The organism is Lactobacillus rizhaonensis (genome assembly GCF_036246345.1).
Lineage (GTDB): Bacteria > Bacillota > Bacilli > Lactobacillales > Lactobacillaceae > Lactobacillus > Lactobacillus rizhaonensis.
Genome location: NZ_BTTV01000002.1, coordinates 63813 through 90152, shown reverse-complemented (window position 1 = coordinate 90152; position 26340 = coordinate 63813). Strand labels below are relative to the sequence as shown.

The window sequence follows — 26340 nt, the reverse complement described above, 5'->3', positions numbered from 1 at the left end:
CTAATTACATTTGGTCCATAAACTTATTTAATGTATGGTCAACAAATTCGTTACCGCGATTATTGGCATGGCCTTTAGTCCATTCAAATTTAGTCTGAGAAAATTCAGCCAAGAGCTGATCCAGTTCCTGCCAGCATTCAAGATTTGCAATTGGGCCCTTAGAGCTTTTGGTCCAGCCACGCTTTTTCCAACCCTTAAGCCAGCCTTTGGTAATCGGATTTAGAACATATTGAGAATCGAGTACAAACAGTAGCGGCTGGTGGTTAAAGTTCAACTCAAGCAATTTTTTGAGAGCTTCAATTAATGCAGTTAATTCCATTTTATTGTTAGTCGCTCCAAACTCACCGTTTGAATCATAAGCAGACTTTTGTTGGCCATCTTCTTGCCATTCAATTAGATAGGCCCATGCAGCTTTATCCGTTGCACGCACATGGCCACCTTTAAAATTGCCGGTATTACGAGTGCCGCCATCTGTATAGATTGTGGCAAAAAAGCTGGACGGATTTGCTTTAGTCGTTCCGTTTAATGCTCTATTCTTTTTAGAAGAAGTTGCTGGAGTAGAAGGATTATCCTTGATTTTACGGCTTTCTCTTTGAATCTTGGCAATTGCCTCTTTTAATGAATCCTCGTCTTTTTGAAAGACCCGTTGAACCGTTTCGTGATCCCAATCCAAATATTCTGTAGCATCCGTTATTTTGCTAAAAGATTTAAACTCAGCTCCAGAATAGCCATCAACCTGTTTTCGGGCTTCATCCCAAGTGCGATAAACGCCTGGCTTGCGGCCCTTTTTTACTGCATAAAATTTCATATGTTCCCCTTTCACTAATTTGTCTAGTCAATGCTAAAATAGATGTAGTTCTATTTTTAAGGTGGTATTATGTTCTTCAATACTAAAAAATACAAGGAAGAAGTGGAAAAAAACCACAAGCGTGATCTTGCACAAGAACCTAGCAGACTCAGTATGCTTTTTCTCGCTGCTTTGGCAACTTTTGCACCAACTCGTATTTTTTTGCGTTTACACAAAAAAAGAATTGAAGATGATGCCACCATTGAACCAAAAAAAGGCAACTTTGAACAAGTACCGATAATTTATTTTCATGGCTTTCGTGGCGGTGACTATACTACCAAGGTAATGATTCAGCAAGCTTTGATAGATAAAGGAACTTCGAAGTATCTCAAAGTAACTACTGACTTACTGGGTAATTTCAAGTTGGAAGGTACCTGGACAGGTGATCGAAATCCCATTGTACAAGTTGTTTTTCGCCAGCGACTCGTTGGCGTTTATGCAATTGATTACTATTTGCGTTTTACATTACCATTCTTAGCTCAAAGGTACCATTTTTCTCACTATTCGGCAATCGCACACTCTCTTGCCTGTCCCTGCATCGTGCGCACAGAAATGCGCAAATCCCGTAAAAAGCAGTTCCCTCATTTGGTCAAATGTGCTTTTATCGCAGGTCCTTTTGACGGAGTAGTATACTTAGGAGATATTCCCAACGTTAATGCTTTCAATCAAAAGGGACGTCCAGCTGTAGTTAACTTGCACTACTTGTATCTTTTACTCAGACGCAAACGATTTAATCCCAATATTTCAGTGCTAAACATTTATGGCAATGTTTTAGACAACACCAACAGCGATAAATTTATTTCCGTGACTTCTGCTAAAAGCATCCGCTACATTTTAGCACCTTATGCCAAATCTTATCATGAAGTTGAGATTCGAGGTAAAAAGTACGCAGAACACAGCTGGATGCATGATAATCCCTTTGTTATCGACATTATTGATAAATTTATTGGTCTTAAAAAGTAATTTGATTTTTGGAGGAAATAAGTGTGATTCTGCTCCGTGACATAGGACGCATCATCATTATTACTAATACTATATTAGCCTTTTACATCGTCTTTCACAGAAGACGGTCTGTCTCAACAACCTGGGCGTGGCTGATTATCTTGCTGGTTTTTCCAGTTTTAGGGATGATTATTTACGGCTTTTTCGGTCGGGGAATTTCGCAGGAAAATATTTTCGCTATTAACAAGCAACATCATATTGGGCTGCGAAATGTCCAAAAATCTATTACTGCTGCACCTAAAAAAATTAGTACATCTGATACCTCAAATAAGGCTAAGATGGTTATCCACTTTTTTGATCACGATGGTGAGTCACCATTAAGTAAAAATAACCATGTTAAACTTTATACCGATGGTGAAGTCATGTTTCACGACATGATGCGGGATATCAAAAAAGCTAAACAGTCTGTAAATGTTGAATTTTACACCTTTTATAATGATGAAATAGGCAATGATTTTCTCGACTTGCTTATTCAAAAGGCACAAGAAGGCGTATCTGTACGCTTACTATATGATGCCTGGGGTTCAATGGGAGCAACTAAAGCCTGGTTTGACCAATTAAGAAAAGCAGGCGGGGTTGTGCTGCCTTTTATTACCTCGCGCAATATGATTACGCGGTACCGGATTAACTACCACTTGCACCGCAAAATTGTTGTGGTTGACGGGAAAACTTCTTGGACCGGCGGCTTTAATATTGGTGACCAATATCTCAGTCGCAAGAAAAAATTTGGTTATTGGCGTGACAGTCAGGTTAGAATTGTCGGTTCAGCCTCTCTACTTTTGCAAGAGCGCTTTGTCATGGATTGGAATGCTTCCATTCAAAAGGAAAACCAAGTAATCACATTTAACACTATTTTGTTCCCGAATTTGGATGAAAACGACATTCATCGTGGTGACGTGGCAACTCAAATAGTTTCAGACGGGCCTGACAGTTATAATGCTAATATGCGCAATGGGATTATGCGGCTCATGTCGCTAGCTAAAAAAAGGGTTTGGATTCAAACGCCCTACCTAATTCCAGACGACGCGATGTTTGCTACTTTACAAACCATTGCGCGCTCAGGAATAGATCTCAGAATTATGATTCCTTGCAAACCAGATCACCCCTTCATTTACCGCGCAACGCAGTGGTACGCTAACGAACTATCCCGTTACGGTATCAAGATTTACATTTATAACAAGGGGTTTATCCATGCCAAAACGATTGTAGTTGACGATACTTTTTCAACAGTAGGATCTATGAACCAAGATTACCGCTCTTATGATCTTAACTTTGAAGATGTTGCCGTTTTTTATGATAAAAATTTCACCAGTGAGGTTGCGCAGTCTTTTGAAGATGATATGAAAGATTCATCATTATTAACACCCGAAGACATAGCCAAACAAAGTCGCTGGCTTAAGATTCTGCAAAGTTTCTCACGGATGCTTTCACCTATTTTATAATTAACAAAAAGCCTTCCGTTGTGGAAGGCTTTTAAAATGCGCTATTATTAATTATTCTGCAAAATGATAAACACTTTCAGCTGGGTAGCGAGTTGTTTTAGCCATAGTTTCTTCGGTTTCGTTACTCTTGCCAATTACTATTGCCATTACTGGTAAGTAGCGTTTGGGCTCTAAATTAAAGGTTCTGGCAATTTTAGACTCGTCATAACCAGCAATTGGGTTAGTGTCGTATCCATGATTGCGAGCAACAAGCATAAATTGCATAGCGGCAAGTGAGCAAGACCTAATGGAATCAATTGCACAAGAATAATATGTGCCATTTTCATAAGATGGCAAAAAGGTTCTTAAGACTTCGTCTAATTTTTCCTTAGTGATGTTGCCTGTCTCATATTCCTTGGTCCAATTTTCACGATACTTCTTATAAGCATAAACATCGGCAAAAACTTGCACAACCGCAGCACAGCTGTCCATCTGGGGGTCGTTAAACCTCAGCATGTATTTCTTAACTTTAGCAATAGTTTCCGGGGTATCTGCTACTTCAAAATGCCAGCCTTGCAGGTTGCAGCCAGAAGGAACTGTAATTGTTTCTTCAAACATTTCTTTAAATTCTGAACGCGGAATCTTGACACTCTTATCAAAATGACGCACAGAATGACGATTTTGAACCACATCATTAAAATCGTTATTACGCATTTCGTCACACTTTCTTTATTAAATATATCTCTACTTGTTAATTTTACTACATTGTGTTACCGCTTTCACATATTATTTATAACTCTTAGCAGTATAATAATATATAAATTATTACAGCTAAGAAAGGTCCATTAAAATGAAAAAATTAGTCAGAGATAAAATTCCAGAATTTGCTCATTATGCTACTTATCGCAAACTTGCTCCAGCAGAAATTGAACCAGCATTAAAGCAAAAATTAATTGAAGAAACTAACGAAGTTCTTGCCGCTAAAACCGAAACTAATTTAATTGAAGAGCTAGGTGACGTTTACGAAGTTATCTTAGCTTACCTCAAATATAAAAACGTTGACCAAGAAACTTTTTTAAATCAGGTTAATAAAAAACGCGCTCTTAAGGGCGGTTTTACTAAATATTTGGAAATGAACTGGGAAGAAAAATAATTAAAAAAAGACACGCTTTTGCGTGACTTAAAAAATATCCTGAATTTCAATATGAATATCATGATGAATGTGATTTTTGAGCGCCTCAACAATTTGCGCGATACCATAGGAAAAGCGCAGGTAATATTGTCTGTTCTTTTGTGTTGTCAAAATACAAATTACCTGCTTTTTCTTCGGATTAGGTACTTTAATTAAAGTTACCATAGCAATTTCCGAATATGAAATAGTTCGGCGAAAGTAACCTGAAACTACGGCCCTTTTTGGTGCAAGACCTGTAAAGCCGTCAATAATACCTATCATTAAGAAAATCGCTAAAAATATACTTAAACCTGGATCTCCCTTTTCAATTAACTGCCAGGTAAAACCGATCCAGATAAAAATTACAGCCCAAATAATTGAAGAGGAGCGATAATGTCCCTTTAAATCAATATTTGCCTGCCAGTACCAGCTATAACAGGTGTAGCCTAAAAGTAAGGCATCCAGAATTAAATAAAAAACTATCATATGACTCTCCTCAATTGTATTTTCATCTATTATAACAGACTCACGGTCTTTAGAGCGGTTAATCAACATTAATGATATTTTACTTGCATTTTTATTAAAATTATGATTGAATTATTATCAAATTAAATGCAATGAAAAAGACAAGTAAATAACTTACCTCTTTAAGTGAATCGGTGGCAGTGGAAAACCGTTAGACCCTGAGTTATTGAAAAACACTTTTAGCAACACGCTGAAATTCAAGTAAAAGTAGGTTGTGTCGTCTCCAGTACGTTACCACGCTGGTGAAGCATGTTAGTGCTTCATGAGTTGGCCCTTTGGGGCAATTAAGGTGGTACCGCGGAAAAAGCCTTTCGTCCTTGTTTTTATTAAAAATGGGATAAAGGGCTTTTTCTTTTCCTTAACTTATAGGAGGTCAAAACAATGACTTTAATTTTACCCGAAGGTTATCACCCAACTCTTACAATTCGTGATACAGAAGCAGCTATCGTCTTTATTCGAGAAGAATTCCAAAGGGTTCTAGCTAAAAAATTAAATTTGCAAAGAATGTCTGCCCCGCTTTTTGTTGAAAAACATACTGGAATTAACGATAACCTGAATGGGGTCGAACGTCCAGTAGCCTTTGATGCCAAGGATCTGCCTGCAGATGATACACTTGAAGTCGTTCATTCACTTGCTAAATGGAAAAGAATGGCACTGAAAAAATATGGCTTTAACATGCATGAAGGACTTTTTACTAACATGAATGCTATTCGCCGTGATGAAGATTTAGACAACTTCCATTCGCTCTACGTGGATCAGTGGGATTGGGAAAAAATCATTGCCAAAGAAGAGAGAACAGAGGAAACTCTGAAAATCACCGTTACTAAAATTTTTACAGCAATTAAAGAAATTGAAGCTGGTTGCGCTTCCCGTTATCCTGCTTCTACTTACCACCTACCTGAGAAGCTTTACTTTATCACCACGCAAGAACTAGAAGACCGCTGGCCGGATATTAGTCCTGAAGAACGGGAAAACAAGATAACTGCAAAAGAAAAAGCCGTCTTTATTATGAAAATCGGCGACAAGCTCAAAAGAAGTGGTAAACCTCATGATGGTCGAGCACCAGATTATGATGACTGGAAATTAAACGGTGACCTGATTTTCTGGTATGAGCCCTTGAAACAAAAAATTGAGATTTCCTCAATGGGCATTCGCGTTAGTCCAGAAAGTCTCCATGAACAATTAAAGAAAGCTGATTGTCTGGACCGTGAAAAATTGGAATTTCACCGCATGCTGCTTGATGGAGAACTGCCTTACACCATTGGAGGTGGGATTGGACAATCTCGTTTATGCATGCTTTTGCTCGGTAAAGCCCATATTGGCGAAGTTCAAGCAAGCGTCTGGCCTCAAGATATGGTTACTAAGTGCAGGGAACACGACATTCAAATTCTTTAATAAATAAAATGCCATGCTGTCAGAAACTGATAGCATGGCTTTTATTGCAATAACCCTATCTCACAGGCAAAATCTTGTAGTAAACTAACAGTAGAAAATCTAGTTTTAAGAAAGGCAAATTTATGATTGATTCTAATAAGATAACTGAGTTAAAAAATGATATTGATCAGGCACACCATATTACTTTTCTGACAGGTGCTGGGGTATCAACTCATTCCGGTATTCCTGATTATCGCTCCAAAAACGGTATTTATGATGGTGTATCTGAAAGTCCGGAAACAATTCTGAGTGAAGAAACACTTTATCAGCGACCTGAATTTTTCTACAAGTTCGTAATGGATAATATGTACTTTCCTGAAGCTAAGCCTAATGAAATCCACCAGAAAATTGCCGCTATCTGCAATGAAAAAGGAGATTTAATCACCCAAAATGTTGATGGCTTGGACAACAAAGCAGGCAATAAACACGTCACTGAATTTCACGGTTGTCTTTATAATATATATTGCACTAAATGTCACAAAACGGTTGAATACGATGAATATGCCAAATCTTACCGTCATGATAATTGTGGTGGTATTATCAGACCAGGAATCGTTTTATACGGTGAAGCAATTAATGGCGACAGCTTGGCAAAATCAGTCAACGCAATGCAAAACTCTGACTTAGTAATTATTTCAGGTACCAGCTTTGTGGTCTATCCTTTTGCCCAATTATTGTCATATAGACAAGCCGGTGCCAAAGTTTGGGCAATTAATAAAACAGCTATTCCTGCAGAAGGCATTTCTGCCATCATTGCAGATGCTCTAGATGTTTTTAAGCAGCTTTAAATTTTTTAAGGGCCCTTTAAGCTATTCAAATTTGTTTATCGCCCGAGTACTTATTTATTACTTGTTAAAATTCAACATAGTAATTAAATTTATTCTGAAAGAGAAAAGAGCCTTTAAATGGCAATTTTTAAAATGTATGCTCCCTTTTTTAGTGGAAGCAACTGGATTCACGTATTAACCAGTGGTAAAGATTGGCTCATCATTTTAACCCTGATTTTAATGGAGTGTTTACTTTCCGTTGATAATGCGGTTGTTTTAGCAGCACAAACTAAGGTTCTGCCTAATAAAAAGCAACAGGAAAAATCTTTGTTCTATGGCCTTTGGGGCGCATATATTTTTCGCTTTATCGTGATTGGCATTGGTACTTACTTAATCAATTTTTGGGAGATTAAATTAGCTGGTAGTCTCTATCTTTTCTATCTGTCCTTTAAGTTTTTCTACAATCAAAGGCAGCCGCAAAAGGCTGCTTTTAAAGAAAAAGCAGAATCAGAAAAGATCACTAAACATACGCCAAAAAAGGGCAAACATTTTTTGTCACTTTTCTGGCGGACTGTTATTTCAATTGAAGCAATGGATATCGTTTTTTCAATTGATTCCGTTTTAGCAGCCTTAGCCGTTTCCAGCAATCCAGTAGTAGTATTAATTGGCGGCATGATTGGTATCTTATGCATGCGCGGCGTAGCCGAAATAATAATCAAGTTAATGGACATTATTCCTGAATTGCAGCCAATGGCTTATATTTTAATCGGCATCATTGCTTTTAAACTATTGCTGTCATTGCCACCACTGAATTACGAATTACCTAATACGACCTTTGCATTAATCGTGTTCAGTATTCTAATTTTAACTATTGCTTTTCACTTTTTACGTGTTAAAAAGAGTAAACGCAAATTATAGTTTTTGATCAACGTATTCTTTGAGCACAACTGCCTGGTTGTGCTTTTTATTCTTTGCACCATAAAGAAAAAGAACATCTTGTTCAACCAGCTTATCTTTAACTTTGGCAATAAAGGCAGCAGTTACAGGATTGTGATCCAATTCATTCATGTACTTTTGCCGAAACTCAGAATATTTAGTATCATCATGATTGAACCATTTACGCAATTCCGTGCTGGGACCAATTTCCTTTGCCCATTCATCTAAATTTGCATCTTTTTTACTTTTGCCTCTAGGCCACAAACGGTCAACTAAAATGCGGTATCCGAGCGGTTGTTCATGTTCGTAAATGCGCACTAATTTTATTTTTGTCATTATATATCTCCTTTTAATTTAAGTTTACTACACGGAAAGAAAAATGAATTATTCAACTTATTTTACTAATAAATCTACTGCCGCTATTACTAAAGATTTAATTGGCAGACCTCTCACATACAATGACGGTGAACATATTATGGGTGGTTATATTGTAGAAGTAGAAGCATATTTAGGGGTCAAGGACCGCGCAGCTCATTCTTATGGCGGTCATCGCAGTCCCGCAAACGAGGGTCTTTACAGAAAAGGTGGAACTATTTATATTTATGCTCAGAGACAATATTTCTTTTTTGATGTTGCAACGCAAGAATATAATGAACCTCAAGGAGTTTTAATTAGGGCTATCGAACCGGCCTGGGGTATAGATCAGATGATTAAAAATCGCGGAGGCAAAGACGGTGTCCTTTTAACCAATGGACCTGCAAAAATGATGCAGGCTTTTGGCATTCACAGTAAAAAATGGAATTTACATTTCTTAACTGACTCCCCTTTTAAAATTGACTTAGATGACAGTCACAAAAAGCTGGCTAAGGAAATTAAAACCAGTGCCAGAATTGGGGTCAGCCAATCTGAACTAGAATGGGCCAATAAAAAACTGCGTTACTATGTAGCTGGCAACCCGTATGTATCCAGAATGAAAAAGAGAGCTTACCAAAATGACAATGGCTGGTAGTAAGAGCAAGCTTTTTCATGTCTTTTAAAATAGTAAAAGAAATTAAATGAGATAATTATAAAATATTTTTGAAATAAAATTATTGACAAGTTGCTTTTGATAGCCTATTATTTTTCTAAGTTAAATAATTTCCAATGCAATAGAGGTCGCGGTTATTACAAAACTGATCTGAGTGAGCGAACACTGTGAAGATTAGTGTAAGAATTACCGCCGAAATAAGAATATTGTTCGTTTCAATTTTCTTGTTGGGCTGCAAGAGAATATTTTGCAGACTGTCCTGGTTAGTCCCCAGGGAGCGCTATATGATTTGTTTTAAAAATAGATTATGAACCTCGTTGTTTTGATTAACAGCGGGGTTTTTATTTACGCTTTTATTGTATTGGCTTTATTTGAAACATATTTTATGGAGGTTTTCAAAATGAAGTCAAGATATAAGTGGTTGGCTACCCTAGTTGCCTTATTCACTTGTTTGAGCATAGCGACTGATTTTAGTCTTACTGAAGCTGATGCCAAAAAGGATGACGGCACACTAAAAGTAGCTATGGAAGCTAATTACCAGCCTTACAATTGGACACAAACTAATAATGCCAACGGTGCTGTGCCAATTGAAGGCTCAAAAGAATTCGCCAATGGTTATGATGTTAAAATTGCTAAAATTATTGGTCAAAAATTACATAGAAAAGTTGAAGTGGTTAAGACCGAATGGGACGGTTTGCTTCCTGCTCTAACCAGTGGCAAAGCTGATTTAATTATTGCTGGTATGAGTCCGACTGCTGAGCGTGAAAAGGCAATTAATTTCTCTCAGCCTTACAGAAACAGCACTTTTGTGGTAATTACCAAGCTTAACAGCAGATACGCTAACGCTAAGAAACTAACCGACTTTAAAGGTGCTAAATTAACCGCACAACAAGGTACTTTCCACTATGACCTGATCAAGCAATTAAAGGGCGCTAAGCGTCAGCCAGCTATGCGTGATTTTGCGGCTATGCGGCAGAGTTTGATTTCAGGTACTATTGATGGTTATGTTGCCGAAGACACTGAATCAACTTCCTTTAAGATGGTTGATCCTGACATTAAGTCAATTCCTGTCAGCAAAATGGCTGGTTTCCACGCCACAAAAGATGAGTCTGTCACTGCCATCGGAATCGCTAAGCCCAACAAAGCTCTGCTTAAGAGCGTTAACCAGATATTAGCTACTATTCCTGAAGCAAAAAGAACTAAGCTAATGACTGAAGCTGTTAAGCAGCAACCTAAAACTGATAATAACAAAAAAGGCAAAAAGGCTAAGTCTGAACCTTGGCTGGTATCAATGTGGCGCCAATATGGTGGCATGATTTTAAACGGTATCGGTATGACCCTTCTTCTGGCCTCAGTTGGTACTATTGTAGGTTTCTTTATCGGCCTGGCAGTTGGTATAGTTAGAACTATTCCTACACCAACCACTACCGGTAAAAGATGGCTGCTTAAGTTTGTGAACTGGCTGCTTTCGGTCTACATTGAAGTCTTCCGGGGTACGCCAATGATGGTGCAAGCTGCTGTTATTTATTATGGTATTGCCCAATTCTGGCACCTGAATATTGACAGAACTGTCGCCGCACTAATAATCGTTTCTATTAATACAGGTGCATATTTAGCCGAAATTATTCGGGGAGGCATTATTTCTACACCAGAGGGTCAATTTGAAGCTGCTAGCGCCTTAGGAATGACTCATAATCAAAGAATGTGGCACATTATTTTGCCACAAGCGATCAAGAATTGCCTACCTTCAATTACTAACGAATTTATTGTTAATATTAAGGATACTTCCGTTCTAAGTATTATTTCGGTATCAGAATTGTTCTTCGTCGGTTCGACCATTGCCAGTCAGACATTCAAGTTCTTCCCAACTTACCTAACAATTTCTGCTATCTACCTTGCTTTGACCTTTACCATCACGAGAATCTTTAATTTAATTGAAAAACACCTTCAAGGTAGTAAAAACTACAACTTAATGGCAAACCAAGTTCAAGTGGGCACACCTAAAGACATGGAGGCTAATAACTAATGACTGAATCTAATGAGACTATTTTACGTTTAAAGAACATTAAAAAGACATTCGGTGAACACCAAGTTTTGAAAGATATTTCTTTTGATATTAATAAAGGTGAAATCGCCACAATTATTGGTCCTTCAGGTGGTGGTAAATCAACTACATTGCGCTGCATCAATCTGCTTGAAGAGCCTACTGCCGGCGAGGTTGATTTTCATGGAGAAAATGTTTTGGCGCCAAACTACAATCGCAATATCTATCGTGCTAAAGTCGGCATGGTTTTCCAGCAATTCGATTTGTTTGAAAACAAGAACGTTTTAGCTAATTGCATGGTAGGTCAGGAATTGGTATTAAAACGGTCAAAAGACGAGGCCCGCAAAATTGCTATGACAAATTTGAAAAAGGTGGGTATGGAACAATACGTTAATGCCCGTCCCAGCCAACTTTCAGGTGGACAGCAACAACGGGTCGCGATTGCCCGTGCTATCTGCATGGACCCTGAAATTCTGTTATTTGATGAGCCTACTAGTGCATTGGATCCTGAAATGGTTGGAGAAGTTTTAAGCGTCATGAAAAATCTGGCCACCACAGGTCTAACGATGATTATCGTAACCCACGAAATGGCATTTGCGAAGGAGATTTCCGACCAAATGTTTTTCATCAGCGATGGCGTAATTACTGAACAAGGCACGCCAGATCAATTATTCAATCACCCGCAAAATGAAAAAACCGTCAAGTTTTTGAGTAATTTTCAGAATAATTAATAAGGTCTAATTAAATATAAAAAAACTGGTAAATCTGCGTGATGAATAACGTGATTTGCCAGTTTTTTAGTTTGCTTGTGGCTCTAAAAGTTCAATAATTTCCTGATTAAATTTAGTCGGCTGCTCCCACTGCGGGAAATGACCAGAATGATCAAACCAAATTATATTGCACGGACTAGTAATTTTAGCAGCATATTCTGCAGTCAATTGCGATGATACATGGTGGTCATGCCTGCCCTCACAGAAAGTTACCGGAACAGTAAAATGCATTGTATTTTCGAAATTAACGTCCATTAATTCTTCCCAGAAATACTGAATTGATTGTTTCGAGCCCTGCAAGCGATGAATTAAGTCCTTAAAAGAATAATCTTTGGCAGATATAAAAGACCAAATTAATTTGCGGTAATTTTTAGCACCGTAAATTGAGCCGCCATGAGCTACAATCATTTTAGTTAATGCGAGGCTGGCCTTAGTTGGTTCATGTGCAAAATCAAGTTGGTCAAGTTTAGCAGTATTTTTCATTTTTGTCCGTAAAAAAGCTTTTTGTAGAGCAATATTCTTTTTCATGTTAACGACTTGGCCAATTCCGATATATTGTGCAACAAGGTCCGGGTACATTTGAATAAAGTAGAGTCCTAAAACCGTCCCCCAAGAATGGCCCATGATGATCAATTTATCTTGTTTTAAACGCTTTAATAAATAAAGTACAAACTGATGAATATCCTCCAAGATGGTATGAATGGACAAGTCTTCTTCAGGTGAAAACTTGTAGTATGACAGTCCACTACCTCTTTGTTCCAGATTAACAAAAATAAAATGATCTTCTAGTTCGCTATTAAATTTTTTCGTTAAGGGAATGCAGGCATCCCCTGGACCACCATGTAAATATAAAATAATCGGCTCCTGACTTTGCTTTGAACTAATTGAAAAATAAAGTTTTGTCCCGTTAATCTCTACGTTTTCTATCACTGATGTACTCATTTTTTGGCCTATATTCATATAATCGATTGCTATTATGCATACACTGCTACTTTATTTAAGTATATTATTAATGCCGCTATTTTGTAAATTCCAAATTAAGTTTGACAAAAATCAGGTTCTATTATTATATGTAGATAAATAGTCAACAAGCATTACGCTAGTAGAAAACCCTCTACTTTTACCTCATCATCGGAGAAAAACTCATGAAGAAAAATGGTTACAAAATTACTACCTACATTTTTGGATTCTTATTTATTATCACTTTAGGCTTTTTGCTCTATGATACTAGAAACCCGCCCACTGTATTTGGGGGTTTTACTAATAATGCAATGCCACTAAATCCTTCCAATCCTCATGTGGAAATTTCGTTTGGTTTGGACCCCGAATATGCTATAAATGTCGACGGACATCAATTTGAAAGAGGCACATATAAACGCATAAGTGACAGTGTGTTTAGCTTAAAAGCAAATAATGGTAAAGAGAATGGTGTCGCTTTTTTATCAAATAAAGGTTCATACTTGTTTCACTCTAAACTAAAGAAAAAGCTGATTAGTATTGAAAAGTTTTCGAATAAGCCAGAAATAAAGCCAGGGACTATCAAATAGTCTAACGTACTTTATGCTAGAAAAAAATACCAAGCAGTATAGTTGCCTGGTACTCAAATCTTGTTAAATTTTATTCATTTTTACCTTCAGCTTGGTAAAATTTAGCCCTATTAATTAAATAGTCAAATAAAATCACACAGATTAGATTTAATACAATAATTAAGAGTATCAATAATGGGTGATCTTCTTGCTCATCTGTCATATTCAACAAATATAAAGTTTCAAAACTAATAGGTGCACCTTGTAATGCCATAAAATAAAATAAATCATTTTCGACTTGCTTAGTAAATGTTTCTTCTTTTACTTCAAAGCAAGCTGTAGCAATTATTGTTATGATGAATGCACTAATTGACCATATTAAGTTATAATTCGGCTTATTGGAGAAAAAAGCCTCCATTTCAATTATACACAACCACAGTAAAGCAACTCTTGCTAATTTCATTTTCATCTCATTTCCCACAGCCTTTCTCTTCTAATTTATTTTAATCATTTTATCATATTTTACAGTATAAGTAAAATGTTATTTTATTAAAAACATTATTCTAATAATAATTAAGGGGTCTCAGCTGTATGAAAGAGATATTAAGTTATCCAATATCAAAATATCAAAGGCAGATATATGTTTAAAAAAACACGTTTTACACTGCAAACAAAAACTATTTTTCTGGTTTTCTTTACCACCATTGTTTTTATTCTAACTGCTGGAACCATCACCTCATACAAAGTAGCGCAAAATCAAAAACAAATCATCAAAGAAGAAATTAATAGTGTGTCTAAAATTGTCGCCAATAATGAGCAGGTACAAATTGCTTTAAGAAAAAAAGTCAAACCCACAACATATAACCCGATCCAAAAATATGCCGAACAAGTTAAAAAAGAAACTAAAGTAGACTTTATTGTGGTACTTGACGATAATTACGTCCGCTATTCCCATCCTTCCGAGAATCATATAGGCAAAAAATTTAGTTCGCCTTCTGATGCTCAAAAATCAAGTTCTGGTAAGACGCATTATTCTCACCGTATGGGTGTTTTGGGAACTGGCTACCGGATTTTCCGCCCGATTTTTGCACACAAGCAGCAAATCGGAATAGTTTGTGTTGGTTTAACCGATAAATCAATTAATAAAGTTATTCGAGTCGCCCAAAGATCAGTTGTAATTGGCTCTCTAGTTTCATTAATAATTGGCATACTGCTGGCTTTATTAATATCAAGACGCATTAAAAAAACGCTGTTTGATATGGAACCAAACGAAATTGCATTTAAGCTCACAGAATTATATGCTATTAATGACAGTATTGATGAAGCGCTTATTGTTGTAAATAATCACAAAATTTTAATTACTGCTAATTACTTGGCTAAAAAATCCTTTCCTTCCTTAATGGTGGGAAAAGCCTTGGATAAAAATCTAATTGATTTATTATTCGCAGACAACCAACAATTACCTAAAACAAATGAGCTTGTCTTAATCAATGCTAAAGAATATATTGTTTCAGTTAGTCAACTGGTATACCATAAGCAGATTTTTGGTCAAGTAGCTCTACTGCAGGATCAGTCCAAATATCAGAAGTTATCCGAACAGCTTGCCGGTAGCCAACAATACATTCAGTCACTAAGGGCACAATCACACGAATTTTTAAATAAATTGCAGGCAATTTACGGCATGATTGAATTAAAGCAGTATGATCAAGTTAATTCATTCATTGCAAAAATAAACCAAAATTACCAGCAAGAATTTGGTCAATTGAATAAACAGCTCGAATCTCCTGCGCTTGTTGGCTTTTTAACTGGAAAAATTAACCAGGCGAAAGAACAAAGAGTCAACTTGGAAATTACGCCAGACTCCAATTTACCGCAAAAGGTTGTAACTGAGCAATTAAATTTAGACCTGATTAAAATACTGGGTAACCTCATTGACAACTCGTTAGCAGCAATTAAAGATAGTGGCAAAATCACCTTGGCAATTAATTTCGATAGTGAAAGCTCAGTCTTAATTATTGAAGTTGCTGATACTGGTACTGGTATTTCAAGTGAAGTTAAAAAGCATTTATTTAAACAGAAGTATTCAACTAAGGGCAAGGATCACGGCTATGGACTTATTCTGGTGCAGCAAATCATTAAATCCTATAGTGGCCATCTTGAAGTTTCATCTTGTAAGCCTCATGGTAGCAATTTTTATATAGAATTGCCTTTGCAGGAAAAACACGAAAAGGAATAAAATGTTAACAATTTTAATAGTTGAAGATGACCCGATGGTCAGCTCGATTAACAAACAATATTTAATGAGAATTATTAAGCCGGAAAATCTGACTGTTTATCAAACCGCTACTGCCAAAAAGGCACTAGCAATTACTAAAAACATCAATCCTGATCTAATTCTACTTGATGTTTACCTTCCTAAAACTTCTGGCACCGAATTACTGGAACAATTTATTCAACATAATCTCCATCCCAATGTCATTATGCTTTCCGCCGCCAAAGACAGTACCAACATCAACATGGCTTTAAAATATGGCGTTTTGGACTACTTGCTTAAGCCTTTTTCTTTTAAGCGTTTTAAAGAGGCAATTGAACATTTTTTAAAATATAACAAGGTGCTACAAAAAAACAACACGGTATCACAAGGTGAACTTGATCATATTTTTATTACTCAAGATATGAATAACTTAAATGATGAGAGCGGGTTGCCTAAAGGACTTTCAGACTTTTCTTTAACCAAAATTGAAACTGCTATTTCCCAACTTGCCGGTGAATTTTCCAATCAAGATGTAGCACGACAATCAAAATTATCACGCATTACTACCAAAAAATATTTGGATTATTTGGAAAAAACCGGCAAACTTTCCACTAAAGTTCACTATTTAAAGGTTGGTCGACCAATTAAAATATATAAATTGAACAAATAAAAAAACAAGCTATTGTGAAGTGACCCCCAAATTTAGGACAAATTTTGGGGGTCATATCATTATCGTAGCTTGCTTTTTATTTAGATAAATTTTAGTCAAGTTTCACATCATTATCAGTATGACCAGTCTCTAATACTTGGTGGAAATTTTCATAACTGACATTAATCATATCCGTTAAAGCAGGACTGGTGTATGAACCAATATGAGGAGTTAATAAAACTTTAGGATATAATTCTGTTAATTGTCTGGTCAAATCATTAGTGATATTGCCATTATAATTATGGCCTAAAACTTCTGCTTCATCAGGCAGAACATCGCTTGCAAAGCCGGCAATTTGACCATCTTTAATTGCCTTAATCACAGCAGGGTAATCAGCCAGTTGCGATCTAGCAGTATTGACCAGAACCGCATTGTTCTTCATTTTACCTAGAAAAGCTTCATCTATCAAATTATCATTTTGCCCTGGGAAATATGGTACGTGAATTGAAACAATGTCTGATTGAGCTAATAATTCGTCTTGACTTACAAACTTTACGTATTGTTTGGCAAAATCACTCGGATAAGGATCATAGCCCAAAACATTGGTCCCCATGCCATGATACAGTTGTGCTTCCGTAGCACCAATTCTACCTGTACCTATAATACCTACTGTACTTGAATGAACTTCACCTGAAAAAGTGGCAGTCGAAACTGAAAAGTTTCCCTTATTAGTCAAGGTGGTAGCTAAGGCGGTATGTCTAAAGAGCATCATTCCTAAAGTCATAGCTAATTCAGCCACTGCGTATGGTGAATAAGCAGGAACACGGGCAACTTTCATATCATATTTTTTAGCGGCTTTGAGATCAATATGGTTATATCCCACTGTTCTCGTGAAAACATATTTAATGCCCCACTCATTGAATTTAGCTAAGTTGGTTGCATCACCTACACAGTTGGCTCTGAGTAAAACTGCATCTGCTCCTTTAGCTGTTTCAACATTATCATGGGTTAGCATGTCGGATTCCAGTTGCAATTCATAATTATACTTATTTAATTTTTTAAAATAATCCACTTCATTTTTGCGAACGCCATAGGCTACTATTTTAAACATTTACAAATTCCCTCCTAATTAATGAAATATGCCAATTTGACTCAAAACGCCCAAAAAAGCGATCCATATTGGCATGGCAATAACCGCCATAATTGTTGAAATAAATGATGCATCAGAAGATAACACCGGCTCACGGTCAAAACTGATTGCATAAGATGATGCAACAGCCGCAGTTGGTGTAGCCATCATGATAATAATTGTTCCTAATGCAATGTAGCTGACAGGTAAAATATTAGTTACAGTTAAAAGAACCAAGAGCAGTAAGTTCAAGATTGGCACTAATATAACCTTGTTAAAACTGTAGTACCATGAAGTCTTGTTGGCAGCAGCTTCTTTGAATGAAGTTGAACCTAAAGTAGAGCCGATTGATAGCCAAGCAAGAGGTGAAGCCAGATTTGCTAAGTATTGCATTGGTTTATATAGCCAAATTGCGGTTTGGTCAATACGGTAAAACGCAACGTGAACTATTGGTGCATTGGCATTGATTACGCCGTTAACTGCTTGTTTAACAGCTACTTGAGGCACGTAATTTTGGCACAACCATAAAATCAAACCCAAGAATGTAGCGATCACGACTGGGTTGACAAACATCTTCTTTAAGTTGCTGGCCTTCATCTTGAGTCCAGACATCTTTATGTATGCATACGAATATAAGAAGATACGGTAACCAATGTTAAAGATAGAGCTGTACATGATACCTTTAGGACCGAAAACAGCCCCTACAATTGGAATACCAAAGAAAGTAGTTGAACCAAATGTGGTTAGTACTGCTAAAACATCCCTTTTATCTTTAGGGTATTTAACATATGATAACGGGGTCAAGAATATCAAAATGATATAAATTACAATTCCCCAGATTAAAACATTCATTCCTTGTGATAAAGTTTCATTACTAATTGGTTGCATGAATGAGTTAAAAGCCAATGCTGGTAACGCAACTGTCAAAACTATTTTGGACAATATTTTACCAAACTTTTCGGTAAAAATACCGCGTTTACGCAGGTAAAAGCCCAATAGAATAATGAAAATTGTTGACGTTATTGAACTGACAATCGCAACATTCGAAAAAGTTACTTTGATTGCTTGCGCAATATTCATTTTATTTCCTCCTATTAGTTATTCTTTTCACATTGATAATACTACTTATTTGTGAAGCTAATAACTTTATCAAACTAAAGTAACCTTTTGTAACTTATGTAAATTTAAAAGCCGTGACTTTCACTTCTGCTGTTAATCCCAAAATTAGGACAAATTTGAGATCATAACAAACAGGCAAACCACTTCCATTGTGATTTGCCTGTTTTTACTTATCGCTCGAATAGCGGAGTTTCTTTAATTTTTATCTAACTAATCAAATTTATCGTGTTCTTTGTGCCATTCTTTAATTTGCTCCAGCCTTTTTTTAAAGCGGTCTTCATGACCCTGCGAGGTTGGCAGATAATATTCGTGTCCCTCTAAACTCGGTGGCATAGTTTTCATTGTTGTTAACTTGTCTTTGGCATAATGCGCCAGCTGGTAACCTTTACCATAGCCCAAATCTTTCATCAACTTAGTCGGAGCGTTGCGAATTTGCAAGGGCACTGGTTCATCAATCGTCTTTTTGACATCTTCTTCAGCGGCTAGTCTAGCTTTATAAACCGCATTTGACTTTGGCGCAAGCGACAAATAAATCACTGCTTCAGTCAAATGCACATCACATTCCGGCATCCCTATAAATTGACAAGCCTGAAAGACGTTGACCGCTACATTCAGTGCATTAGTATCTGCCAAGCCAATATCTTCACTGGCAAAGCGCACTAGTCTGCGTGCGATATAAAGCGGATCTTCTCCCCCTTCAAGCATCCGCGACAGCCAATAAATTGCCGCATCTACATCGCTGTTACGCATTGATTTATGCAAAGCGGAGATGATATTGTAGTGTTCTTCTCCGTCTTTGTCATACAAGACTGACTTCTGCGTGATTAATTGTCCCAGACTATCCATAGTCACAGCAATCGTATTACCATTTTTGTTGCCGTTTAAAACTGCCATTTCCAGCGTGTTTAAAGCCGTCCGGGCATCACCATTGGCAAATTTGGCAATGGCTTTAATCTCCTGCGAACTGATTTTAACGGTTAACTTACCAAAGCCATTAGGGTTATGCAAAGCATTTTGCAATAACTTGATAATATCTTTGACTTCAAGCGGTTTTAAGACAAAAACCTTGCAGCGCGAAAGCAGCGCTGAATTAACCTCAAAAGAAGGATTTTCGGTAGTGGCACCAATTAACGTGATACTGCCACGTTCAACATAGGGCAAAAAAGCATCTTGTTGTGCTTTGTTAAAACGATGAATTTCATCAACAAATACCAGCGTTTTTTGTCCTACTTCGTGTTCTGCTTCAGCCTGCTTCATAATTTTACGGATTTTAGTAATACTGCTGTCAACTGCACTAAAGTTGAAAAAACTCGCCTGACTCTGCCGAGCAATTATTTCCGCCAAAGTTGTTTTGCCGACTCCCGGTGGTCCCCAAAAAATCATTGAGGAAACTTGGTCATTATCAATGATTTCCCGCAATATTTTCCCCGGTCCCAGCAGTTGTTCTTGTCCTACAAACTGATCTAGGTTTTGGGGGCGTACACGGTTAGCCAATGGTTCATTTTGCCCATTATTTGTAAATAATGATTCTTGCTTCATCATGACATCTTCTTTTTATTTACTTTCAGACAATTATTAACCTAATTATACAAGCATTTTTAAATTGATTATGAATAATAGCTATCTTTAAAAACCGCCTTTGCTTATTTAATTATTGCCACACAAAAACAACACTGAAATTTTACTAGCAATAGCATTAACCAAATTCATATTTAATGTCTAAAATATCAGCTAAAAATAAGCTTCTTTATAGTATTCACGTACGGTAAAATAAAAGAAAAATATATAAATACTAAATGGTAATATAAATGGATACAAGACAATTAAAACTTTTTCTAAATGTTTGTTACACACAAGATTTTTCAGAAACAGGCAGAAATTTATATATTAGCCGTTCTGCTGTAATTCAAAGAATTAACAAATTAGAATCAGCATTAAACGTTAAACTATTTAATAGAACCACTCATGGTGTTAGTCTAACAGAAGCAGGTAAAGCATTAAAACCAATGGCTAAACAAATTTTAAATGAAGAAACCGAAATAATAGAAGTGATGCAAGACTATTCAAAGACTTTAACAGTAGGAACAATATACCAACAGAATCCTGTAATCATTAACAAGTTTTTGGAAGAGCATCCCGAAATAGCTGATCATATTAATATACAGTTTCAAGAAATCAAAGAAGTATCAGATATTAATAATAAAATTGATATTATAGAATATTATGAAGTAACCAAATACTTAGATCAGTCTTTCGATTTCATTACCCTTAAACTCGAACCAATTTATGTCGCTATACCGCCTGACAAAATTTTAGCTAAGAAAAAAATAATTAACCTTTCTGACTTAAATGGAATGGCTGTAGATATTGAAAAAGAAGGCGTCTCTTTAATAAGTGACAAAATTAAAGATACCATAGAGAAAAAATACCCTAGGATCAAATTAAAAAGTTTTGGCATTTATAATTCATCATTTTTCGCAACAGCCCGTTTGCGGCATGAAATTATTATTATTGCTCAGGGAATGCAAAACTATGTCAAACCTTTTGTTGTAAGACCATTAAATATTAAGGAAAAAGCGCAATATGGGTTATATTATCGTAAAAAGACCAGCAAACTAGTTACAGATTTTATGAAAAATTTTAAATAAAAAAGGCGGACCTTAGTTATTGATCTTTGCTTCAAAGTAAAAATTAGTCTGAAGTAATCAATTTGTCCGCCCCTTTTTAATGCGCATTTTTCATGAAACTCATAGCTTTTTTAAGATCAGGCGCTTTGCCATTAACAGCATCTTCTGCCCTACCTGTGATTAGTGGATTTAATCCAGGGTGCGTGAGAATATAAAATTTATTGTTTTCCAAGGCTTTAAATACTATCTTACCTATGTCATCAAGTGGCATTCCAGTATCAATTTCTTGAGCATTTCGTGCTAGAACTTCCTTAAAAGTATCACTCTGATAATATGGATCTGAAGTATCCGTATATTTCTTTGGTCTATAGTCCTCAGTATGATCAAGATTAGTATGAACAAAAGCAGGAGCAAAAATATGCATATGAATTTTGTCTTGCTTATATGCTTGTAAATCGTACGCTACTGTTTCGGTCATGCCAACTACAGCAAATTTGGTAGAAATGTACATTGGTGAACCAGCTGTAGACATCAGACCTGCTACGGAAGCAACATTAAGTACATCGCCACCATTTTCTTGCTTCATCATAATAGGTAATACCTTTTTAAGCATATAAACTTGACTTAGCAAATCTGCGTGTAAAATCCATTCCCAATCTCTTATTGGCACTTCCCAAATTGGACCACCAGTAGCAATTCCAGCATCATTTATCAGAAGATCAATTTGGCCATATTCTGTCATTACCTTGTCTACAGAGTCATAAACTTCCTGTTCTTCAGTAACGTCTGCAACGATTTTCTTTACACTACTACCATTTTGAATCAGCCGCTCACAAACAGTGGTTAGAGCTTTTTCATCTTGGTCAAGTAAGGCTAATTTCATCCCTCTTGCAGATGCTTCTACAGCAAATTTCATCCCAAAACCATGAGCAGCCCCTGTTATAAAAGCAACTTTATCTTTAAATTTTTCCATAAAATTTATCCTCTTAGGCAAAATCAAGTAAATCAGATAATGGATATCTAGTAGTTGTTATTTCTGGATCAGCTTTAGGATCATGTTTACCAACAGCAATGGCCATAATAGGGATGTATTGCTTAGAATCAAGACCCATAATTTCAGCAGCTTTTTTAGCATCATAGCCAGCCATGGCATTGGTATCATATCCGTGTGCTTTAGCAACTAACATAAATTGCATAGCAGCTAAACTAGTATCTACAGTTGCGTCTGCAATGAGCATTGAATCTGGTGCATTTTGATAAAGTGGCATGAAAGTGTTAAGTGCAGCATCCATTGCATCCTTTGTTACTTTCTTTTGCTCATACATTTTATGCCATAATTGACTATATTTTTTATAAGCCAAAGTATTACCGAAGAATAAAACTATAGCAGCAGAGTCATCTATCTGGGGAAAATTAAAAGGCATGAAATATTGATGTAATTTTTTTCTGCCCTCATCTGTATCCACCACTACAAATTTCCATGATTGCAAGTTGCAAGCAGACGGCGCCTTGATTGTTTCATCAAGCATTTCTTTAATTTCATCACGACTAATTTTGACAGTCGAGTCGAACCTCCGGACTGAATGACGGCCATTTACAACTTCCGTAAAATTATTATTTACTATTGACATAAAAATATCCTCCCTTTTTGTTATCGCTTACACAAATTATTATAAAGCTTTATCTTTTTTTCGGTGTCTCTATTTCATTTACCGGTGTTAAGTAACAACTTATCAGTAATCATAGTTTTCTTTTGTTTACTTTAAGAATAAGTAGCTAATTAATAATTTGCGGTACAATGATATAAGTAAAGAAATTGTATATTATGAGGTGAAGATATGAAATTTTTCAAGAAAATTGGTATTGGCTTAGCCGCAACAGTGTTGACAATTGGTCCGCTGATGCCAAGTCTAAATCATATTCAAACAGTGCAAGCTGCGCCAAAAACACAAAAACTAGCTAAAAACAGAATTACTTTAGTCAATGACGCACCCGTATATAATCAATATGGTCAAAGACTTAAAGCAAGAAAAAACGGGAATTATTCTGTAATTGAACCAGATGTTAATGGTTTCTGCTATGTTTCTTCTTTTGATGTTGACTCCTTAGATTATTACGGCACAATAATGATTAATGGGCAAAAATACTATAAAATTGGTCAAGGAGAATATATTAATGACGGTGATGTTAATAACGTTAACGGTAAAAGCTCTAAGACCGGTAAGCTGGTTTTGAATCACAGATCTGCGATCTATACTAAAACAGGTAAACTAAAAGGCAAGACTCTACCAGTTAAATCAGTCGTTAACTATCAGGGCCAGGTTAAGCAAACCCAATCCAAGCAAAAATATTACTTTGCAAAATTTAACGTTTCTGAGCAAAAGGCAACCTTTTATTACTTGCCGACAGAAACAGTTAATGGTAAAGACTGTTATGCAATAGGGAAAAATCGTTATATTAGAGCAAATAACGTTGACAGTATAGATGGCTATCCTCTTATGTATAATGGCGTTACCTATGCTACTGTTCTCAAAAAGACGACAACTCAAACATTAACCAATGATTCCACTAAACACGTTCTAAAAAAGGGGCAAAAAATTAAAGTTGATTTAGCGGTTGAGCCTTGGGCAGAAGACTTTGAAGGCTATATCTATCGTCTGCACGATTATCCTAACGAATATGTTGGTCAAAGTTACATTAAATTGAGAAACTATTTGCCAACATCAAGTTACGATGAACTTACATTCACCTATGTAAGGCCTAATACAACAACAAATACTAAATTCTATAATTTTGACGGTACTCCAACAGGTATCAGTTACAGGAACCGTAAGCAAAGCCCCTTGACCGTTGATGGTCTTTATTACTTATGGGTACCTAGTGAGAAGAAAGCAGAACTGTTTTATCACTTTTTAACCTACAGAATAGATAGAAGCTATTTTGTTAATAACGACGGTACTGACCTTAAAAAACCAGAGCTTGACAAAAACAATAAACTAATTGAATCGACAGAAGATAAGATTCGCTATACTAACAGCTTTGTCAAAGCTAGTGATGTTACTTTTGCCGGTGGAATTAAACTTACCCCTCTCAATACTGCTAAAGACGCTGAAAGCGAGCAGAAAGTAGCAACAGATAAGGATAAGCAAGAATTGCAAAGAAAATTTGAGGAAAATAAGAATAACAAGAATGTTAAGTGTGAGCAACAAAGTGCAGTAAGTAATTATAATAATGCTTTGATGATTGCTTCTTCTGTTTTACAATCTCCAAAAGCAACGATTGCACAAGTAAAACAGGCAATTTGGCTACTTGACACAACCAAAATTCAATTAAGTACTTTAAACTTTGCCGAATGGAGTTAAATTAAAAAATAGAGTTAGTCCACTTTTATGGTGGATTAGCTCTATTTTTATTGCTTAAATTTATTGAATATTTTGAAAACCAGCTTACCCTTGCAAAAATATTGAAAGCTACGCAAAAATTTAGGTAATTTATATAATAAAACAATTTTAAGCAGCAGTTTAGGGTACAATGATATTAACTTAAGTAATTTTTTGCGAGGTCATAAAATGAAATTTTTCAAGAAAGTTGGCATTGGTTTAACAGCACTGACTCTAGCCAGCAGTCTATTTTTACCATATACCGCTAACTCCCAAACAGTAGAAGCTGCTCAGAAGGCCAAAGGAGAAGTTACGCTGCTTAAAAACGATTATGTTTATACTCCAGCAGGCCATAAAATAAAATTGAATATTGATCACGGTTATACCGTTCCTAACGGCTTTGCCGCTGATTCCAAGGGCTACGTGATTACTGATATGGAAATTGATGAATATAGTGACGGCAGGACCAGTTATCCATACTACGGCACTAAAAAAATTAACGGGCAAAAATTTTACAACCTTGGACATAACTATTACGTTAAGAATGTCGCAATTTTAGAAGTAAAAGGTCGCAATATTAAAAAAGGCAAATTAGTAATAAATCACAATTCACTGATTTACACCAAGACTGGCAAAGCAACTGGTAAGAAATTAAGAACTAATGCAATTGTCAAGTATCAAGGAAAAGCTAAGACTGCTAATAAAACACCCAAATATTTTTACTATCTTAAAGATATAGATAGATACTTCAAACCCCGATACATACCTACTCATAAAATCAAAGGCAAATATTATTATTCTTTAGGGCATAATCGCTACATCAAGGCAGCCAATGTCGGTTACATTAATGGTCACATTGCTCGTTACAACGGCACTGTAAATGCCACAGTCACTAAAAAAACCTATACTACAACAATAAATTTTTCTGCCGCAAAGCGGAAACTCAAAAAAGGACAAAAGATTAAACTTGATTTAACTGTTATTCCTTATGAAAGTGATGGCTTCGAGGGCTATATATACAGATTACATGATTACCCGGATGAATATGTTGATGAGGACAATGTTAAGCTGAAAAGGAATCTGCCTATTATTGATTACAGTGACTTGGTTTACACCTATGTTACTCCACTAGCAAATAACAGCGTTGAACTTTATGACACATCTGGCAAGTCAATTGGTAAACGCATCATAAAGCCGCAATACAGTAATCTTACAGTTGACGGCTTAATGTATCTCTGGGTACCCGAGGAAAACAAGGCGGAATTGTTTTATCATTGTTTAAATTACAGCAACGAGAGTGTGATTGGTGCCAACCAACCAATCCCGGCGCCAGATTCAAACCCAACTTATCCGTCAAAAAAGCAAGCACTAATTTATGGCAATAACTTTATTAAGGTTAACGCTGTTAAATACGTCAGTGGATTAAGGCTAAAAGCCCTGAATACGATTGAGCAGGCTGAAAATGGGCAGAAGATTGCTACAGGAGCTGACAAGCAGGAACTGCTCACAGTTTTTAATGAAGGAAAAGATCTAGAAGAAAACAGCGCTTATGATGATCTTATGTCTAATTATGATTGTGCTTTAAGAAATGCTTCTGCTATATTAAGGTCTGATAAGGCAACTGTCACACAGGTAGATGAAGCTGTCTGGTACGTTAAAACGGCAAAAGAGCAGCTGACAACTATGTCTGTCCCTCAGGGCGATTAAATTTT

Annotated in this window: 26 protein-coding genes, 1 riboswitch and 1 other annotated feature; of the genes, 15 read left to right on the top strand and 11 right to left on the bottom strand. The window is 36.3% G+C overall.

Features of this window, described 5'->3' with window-relative positions; translation table 11 throughout:
• Nucleotides 1-4: 4 nt before the first annotated feature.
• Entirely contained in the window at nt 5-808 is an 804-nt protein-coding gene (locus AAA915_RS03685; protein ID WP_338199971.1) for a ribonuclease H family protein, read from the bottom strand.
• Nucleotides 809-877: 69 nt separating this feature from the next.
• Here AAA915_RS03685 and AAA915_RS03680 point away from each other — a divergent pair, with 69 nt between their 5' ends.
• Complete coding sequence (locus AAA915_RS03680) at nt 878-1810, top strand: alpha/beta hydrolase (protein WP_294602426.1); 933 nt, start codon at nt 878-880, stop codon at nt 1808-1810.
• Nucleotides 1811-1827: 17 nt separating this feature from the next.
• Nucleotides 1828-3291 (top strand): cardiolipin synthase, encoded by a 1464-nt coding sequence (gene cls, locus AAA915_RS03675; RefSeq protein WP_420915108.1) that lies wholly within the window; start codon nt 1828-1830, stop codon nt 3289-3291.
• 51 nt (nt 3292-3342) lie between these two features.
• Here the strand turns inward: cls and AAA915_RS03670 are convergent, their stop codons facing one another.
• Entirely contained in the window at nt 3343-3984 is a 642-nt protein-coding gene (locus tag AAA915_RS03670; RefSeq protein ID WP_338199965.1) for a nitroreductase family protein, read from the bottom strand.
• 136 nt (nt 3985-4120) lie between these two features.
• Here AAA915_RS03670 and AAA915_RS03665 point away from each other — a divergent pair, with 136 nt between their 5' ends.
• A complete protein-coding gene (locus AAA915_RS03665; protein WP_338199963.1) occupies nt 4121-4423 on the top strand; it encodes a nucleoside triphosphate pyrophosphohydrolase in 303 nt (100 codons plus the stop codon).
• A 27-nt stretch (nt 4424-4450) separates the two neighbouring features.
• Here AAA915_RS03665 and AAA915_RS03660 read toward each other — a convergent pair whose 3' ends face one another.
• Nucleotides 4451-4927 (bottom strand): hypothetical protein, encoded by a 477-nt coding sequence (locus tag AAA915_RS03660; RefSeq protein ID WP_338199961.1) that lies wholly within the window; start codon nt 4925-4927, stop codon nt 4451-4453.
• A 122-nt stretch (nt 4928-5049) separates the two neighbouring features.
• Nucleotides 5050-5288: a binding site (T-box leader), on the top strand.
• A gap of 59 nt (nt 5289-5347) precedes the next feature.
• Between AAA915_RS03660 and asnA the strand changes: the two genes are divergently transcribed.
• The 3 genes from asnA (at nt 5348) to AAA915_RS03645 (ending at nt 8085) form a co-directional block, all read left to right on the top strand.
• Nucleotides 5348-6361, top strand: coding sequence for an aspartate--ammonia ligase (gene asnA / locus AAA915_RS03655; RefSeq protein WP_338199959.1), 1014 nt, complete (start codon nt 5348-5350; stop codon nt 6359-6361).
• A gap of 122 nt (nt 6362-6483) precedes the next feature.
• Nucleotides 6484-7188: an NAD-dependent protein deacylase gene (locus tag AAA915_RS03650; protein WP_338199957.1), complete on the top strand. Its 705-nt coding sequence runs from the start codon at nt 6484-6486 to the stop codon at nt 7186-7188.
• Between the two features lie 117 nt (nt 7189-7305).
• Nucleotides 7306-8085, top strand: coding sequence for a TerC family protein (locus AAA915_RS03645; protein WP_338199955.1), 780 nt, complete (start codon nt 7306-7308; stop codon nt 8083-8085).
• Here AAA915_RS03645 and AAA915_RS03640 read toward each other — a convergent pair.
• Nucleotides 8080-8439, bottom strand: a complete 360-nt coding sequence (locus tag AAA915_RS03640) for a DUF488 domain-containing protein (protein WP_338199953.1) — start codon at nt 8437-8439, stop codon at nt 8080-8082. The two genes, AAA915_RS03645 and AAA915_RS03640, sit on opposite strands and share 6 nt — an antisense overlap.
• A gap of 43 nt (nt 8440-8482) precedes the next feature.
• Between AAA915_RS03640 and AAA915_RS03635 the strand changes: the two genes are divergently transcribed.
• The 3 genes from AAA915_RS03635 (at nt 8483) to AAA915_RS03625 (ending at nt 11905) form a co-directional block, all read left to right on the top strand.
• Nucleotides 8483-9112, top strand: coding sequence for a DNA-3-methyladenine glycosylase (locus tag AAA915_RS03635; RefSeq protein WP_338199951.1), 630 nt, complete (start codon nt 8483-8485; stop codon nt 9110-9112).
• 132 nt (nt 9113-9244) lie between these two features.
• A riboswitch (Lysine riboswitch) is annotated at nt 9245-9421 on the top strand.
• Between the two features lie 109 nt (nt 9422-9530).
• Nucleotides 9531-11156, top strand: coding sequence for an ABC transporter substrate-binding protein/permease (locus AAA915_RS03630; protein ID WP_338199949.1), 1626 nt, complete (start codon nt 9531-9533; stop codon nt 11154-11156).
• Nucleotides 11156-11905 (top strand): amino acid ABC transporter ATP-binding protein, encoded by a 750-nt coding sequence (locus AAA915_RS03625; RefSeq protein WP_338199947.1) that lies wholly within the window; start codon nt 11156-11158, stop codon nt 11903-11905. The genes AAA915_RS03630 and AAA915_RS03625 overlap by 1 nt, the downstream gene beginning before the upstream one ends.
• 66 nt (nt 11906-11971) lie before the next feature.
• Here the strand turns inward: AAA915_RS03625 and AAA915_RS03620 are convergent, their stop codons facing one another.
• On the bottom strand, nt 11972-12874 hold the full coding sequence (locus AAA915_RS03620) for an alpha/beta fold hydrolase (RefSeq protein WP_338199945.1): 903 nt from the start codon (nt 12872-12874) through the stop codon (nt 11972-11974).
• A gap of 215 nt (nt 12875-13089) precedes the next feature.
• On the opposite strand from AAA915_RS03620, the gene AAA915_RS03615 reads away from it, so the two are divergent.
• Nucleotides 13090-13491: a hypothetical protein gene (locus AAA915_RS03615; protein WP_122025529.1), complete on the top strand. Its 402-nt coding sequence runs from the start codon at nt 13090-13092 to the stop codon at nt 13489-13491.
• Nucleotides 13492-13561: 70 nt separating this feature from the next.
• Here the strand turns inward: AAA915_RS03615 and AAA915_RS03610 are convergent, their stop codons facing one another.
• Nucleotides 13562-13933, bottom strand: coding sequence for a hypothetical protein (locus tag AAA915_RS03610; RefSeq protein ID WP_147446411.1), 372 nt, complete (start codon nt 13931-13933; stop codon nt 13562-13564).
• 177 nt (nt 13934-14110) lie between these two features.
• On the opposite strand from AAA915_RS03610, the gene AAA915_RS03605 reads away from it, so the two are divergent.
• A complete protein-coding gene (locus AAA915_RS03605) occupies nt 14111-15706 on the top strand; it encodes an ATP-binding protein (RefSeq protein ID WP_338199941.1) in 1596 nt (531 codons plus the stop codon).
• A 1-nt stretch (nt 15707) separates the two neighbouring features.
• Complete coding sequence (locus AAA915_RS03600) at nt 15708-16394, top strand: response regulator (protein ID WP_338199939.1); 687 nt, start codon at nt 15708-15710, stop codon at nt 16392-16394.
• A 91-nt stretch (nt 16395-16485) separates the two neighbouring features.
• Here AAA915_RS03600 and AAA915_RS03595 read toward each other — a convergent pair whose 3' ends face one another.
• From AAA915_RS03595 to AAA915_RS03585, 3 genes are all read right to left on the bottom strand, one after another.
• Complete coding sequence (locus tag AAA915_RS03595; protein WP_338199937.1) at nt 16486-17484, bottom strand: NAD(P)-dependent oxidoreductase; 999 nt, start codon at nt 17482-17484, stop codon at nt 16486-16488.
• An 18-nt stretch (nt 17485-17502) separates the two neighbouring features.
• Entirely contained in the window at nt 17503-18582 is a 1080-nt protein-coding gene (locus AAA915_RS03590; RefSeq protein WP_294603440.1) for an AEC family transporter, read from the bottom strand.
• A 249-nt stretch (nt 18583-18831) separates the two neighbouring features.
• Complete coding sequence (locus AAA915_RS03585; RefSeq protein ID WP_294603492.1) at nt 18832-20160, bottom strand: replication-associated recombination protein A; 1329 nt, start codon at nt 20158-20160, stop codon at nt 18832-18834.
• A gap of 269 nt (nt 20161-20429) precedes the next feature.
• Between AAA915_RS03585 and AAA915_RS03580 the strand changes: the two genes are divergently transcribed.
• Nucleotides 20430-21269, top strand: coding sequence for a LysR family transcriptional regulator (locus tag AAA915_RS03580; protein WP_122025518.1), 840 nt, complete (start codon nt 20430-20432; stop codon nt 21267-21269).
• A 76-nt stretch (nt 21270-21345) separates the two neighbouring features.
• Here the strand turns inward: AAA915_RS03580 and AAA915_RS03575 are convergent, their stop codons facing one another.
• Entirely contained in the window at nt 21346-22221 is an 876-nt protein-coding gene (locus tag AAA915_RS03575; protein WP_338199933.1) for an SDR family NAD(P)-dependent oxidoreductase, read from the bottom strand.
• Between the two features lie 13 nt (nt 22222-22234).
• Nucleotides 22235-22879 (bottom strand): nitroreductase family protein, encoded by a 645-nt coding sequence (locus tag AAA915_RS03570; protein ID WP_122025516.1) that lies wholly within the window; start codon nt 22877-22879, stop codon nt 22235-22237.
• Nucleotides 22880-23086: 207 nt separating this feature from the next.
• Between AAA915_RS03570 and AAA915_RS03565 the strand changes: the two genes are divergently transcribed.
• Together AAA915_RS03565 and AAA915_RS03560 are read left to right on the top strand one after the other, a co-directional pair.
• Nucleotides 23087-24610, top strand: coding sequence for an SLAP domain-containing protein (locus AAA915_RS03565; protein WP_338199930.1), 1524 nt, complete (start codon nt 23087-23089; stop codon nt 24608-24610).
• A gap of 207 nt (nt 24611-24817) precedes the next feature.
• Entirely contained in the window at nt 24818-26335 is a 1518-nt protein-coding gene (locus tag AAA915_RS03560) for an SLAP domain-containing protein (RefSeq protein ID WP_338199929.1), read from the top strand.
• Nucleotides 26336-26340 lie beyond the last annotated feature (5 nt).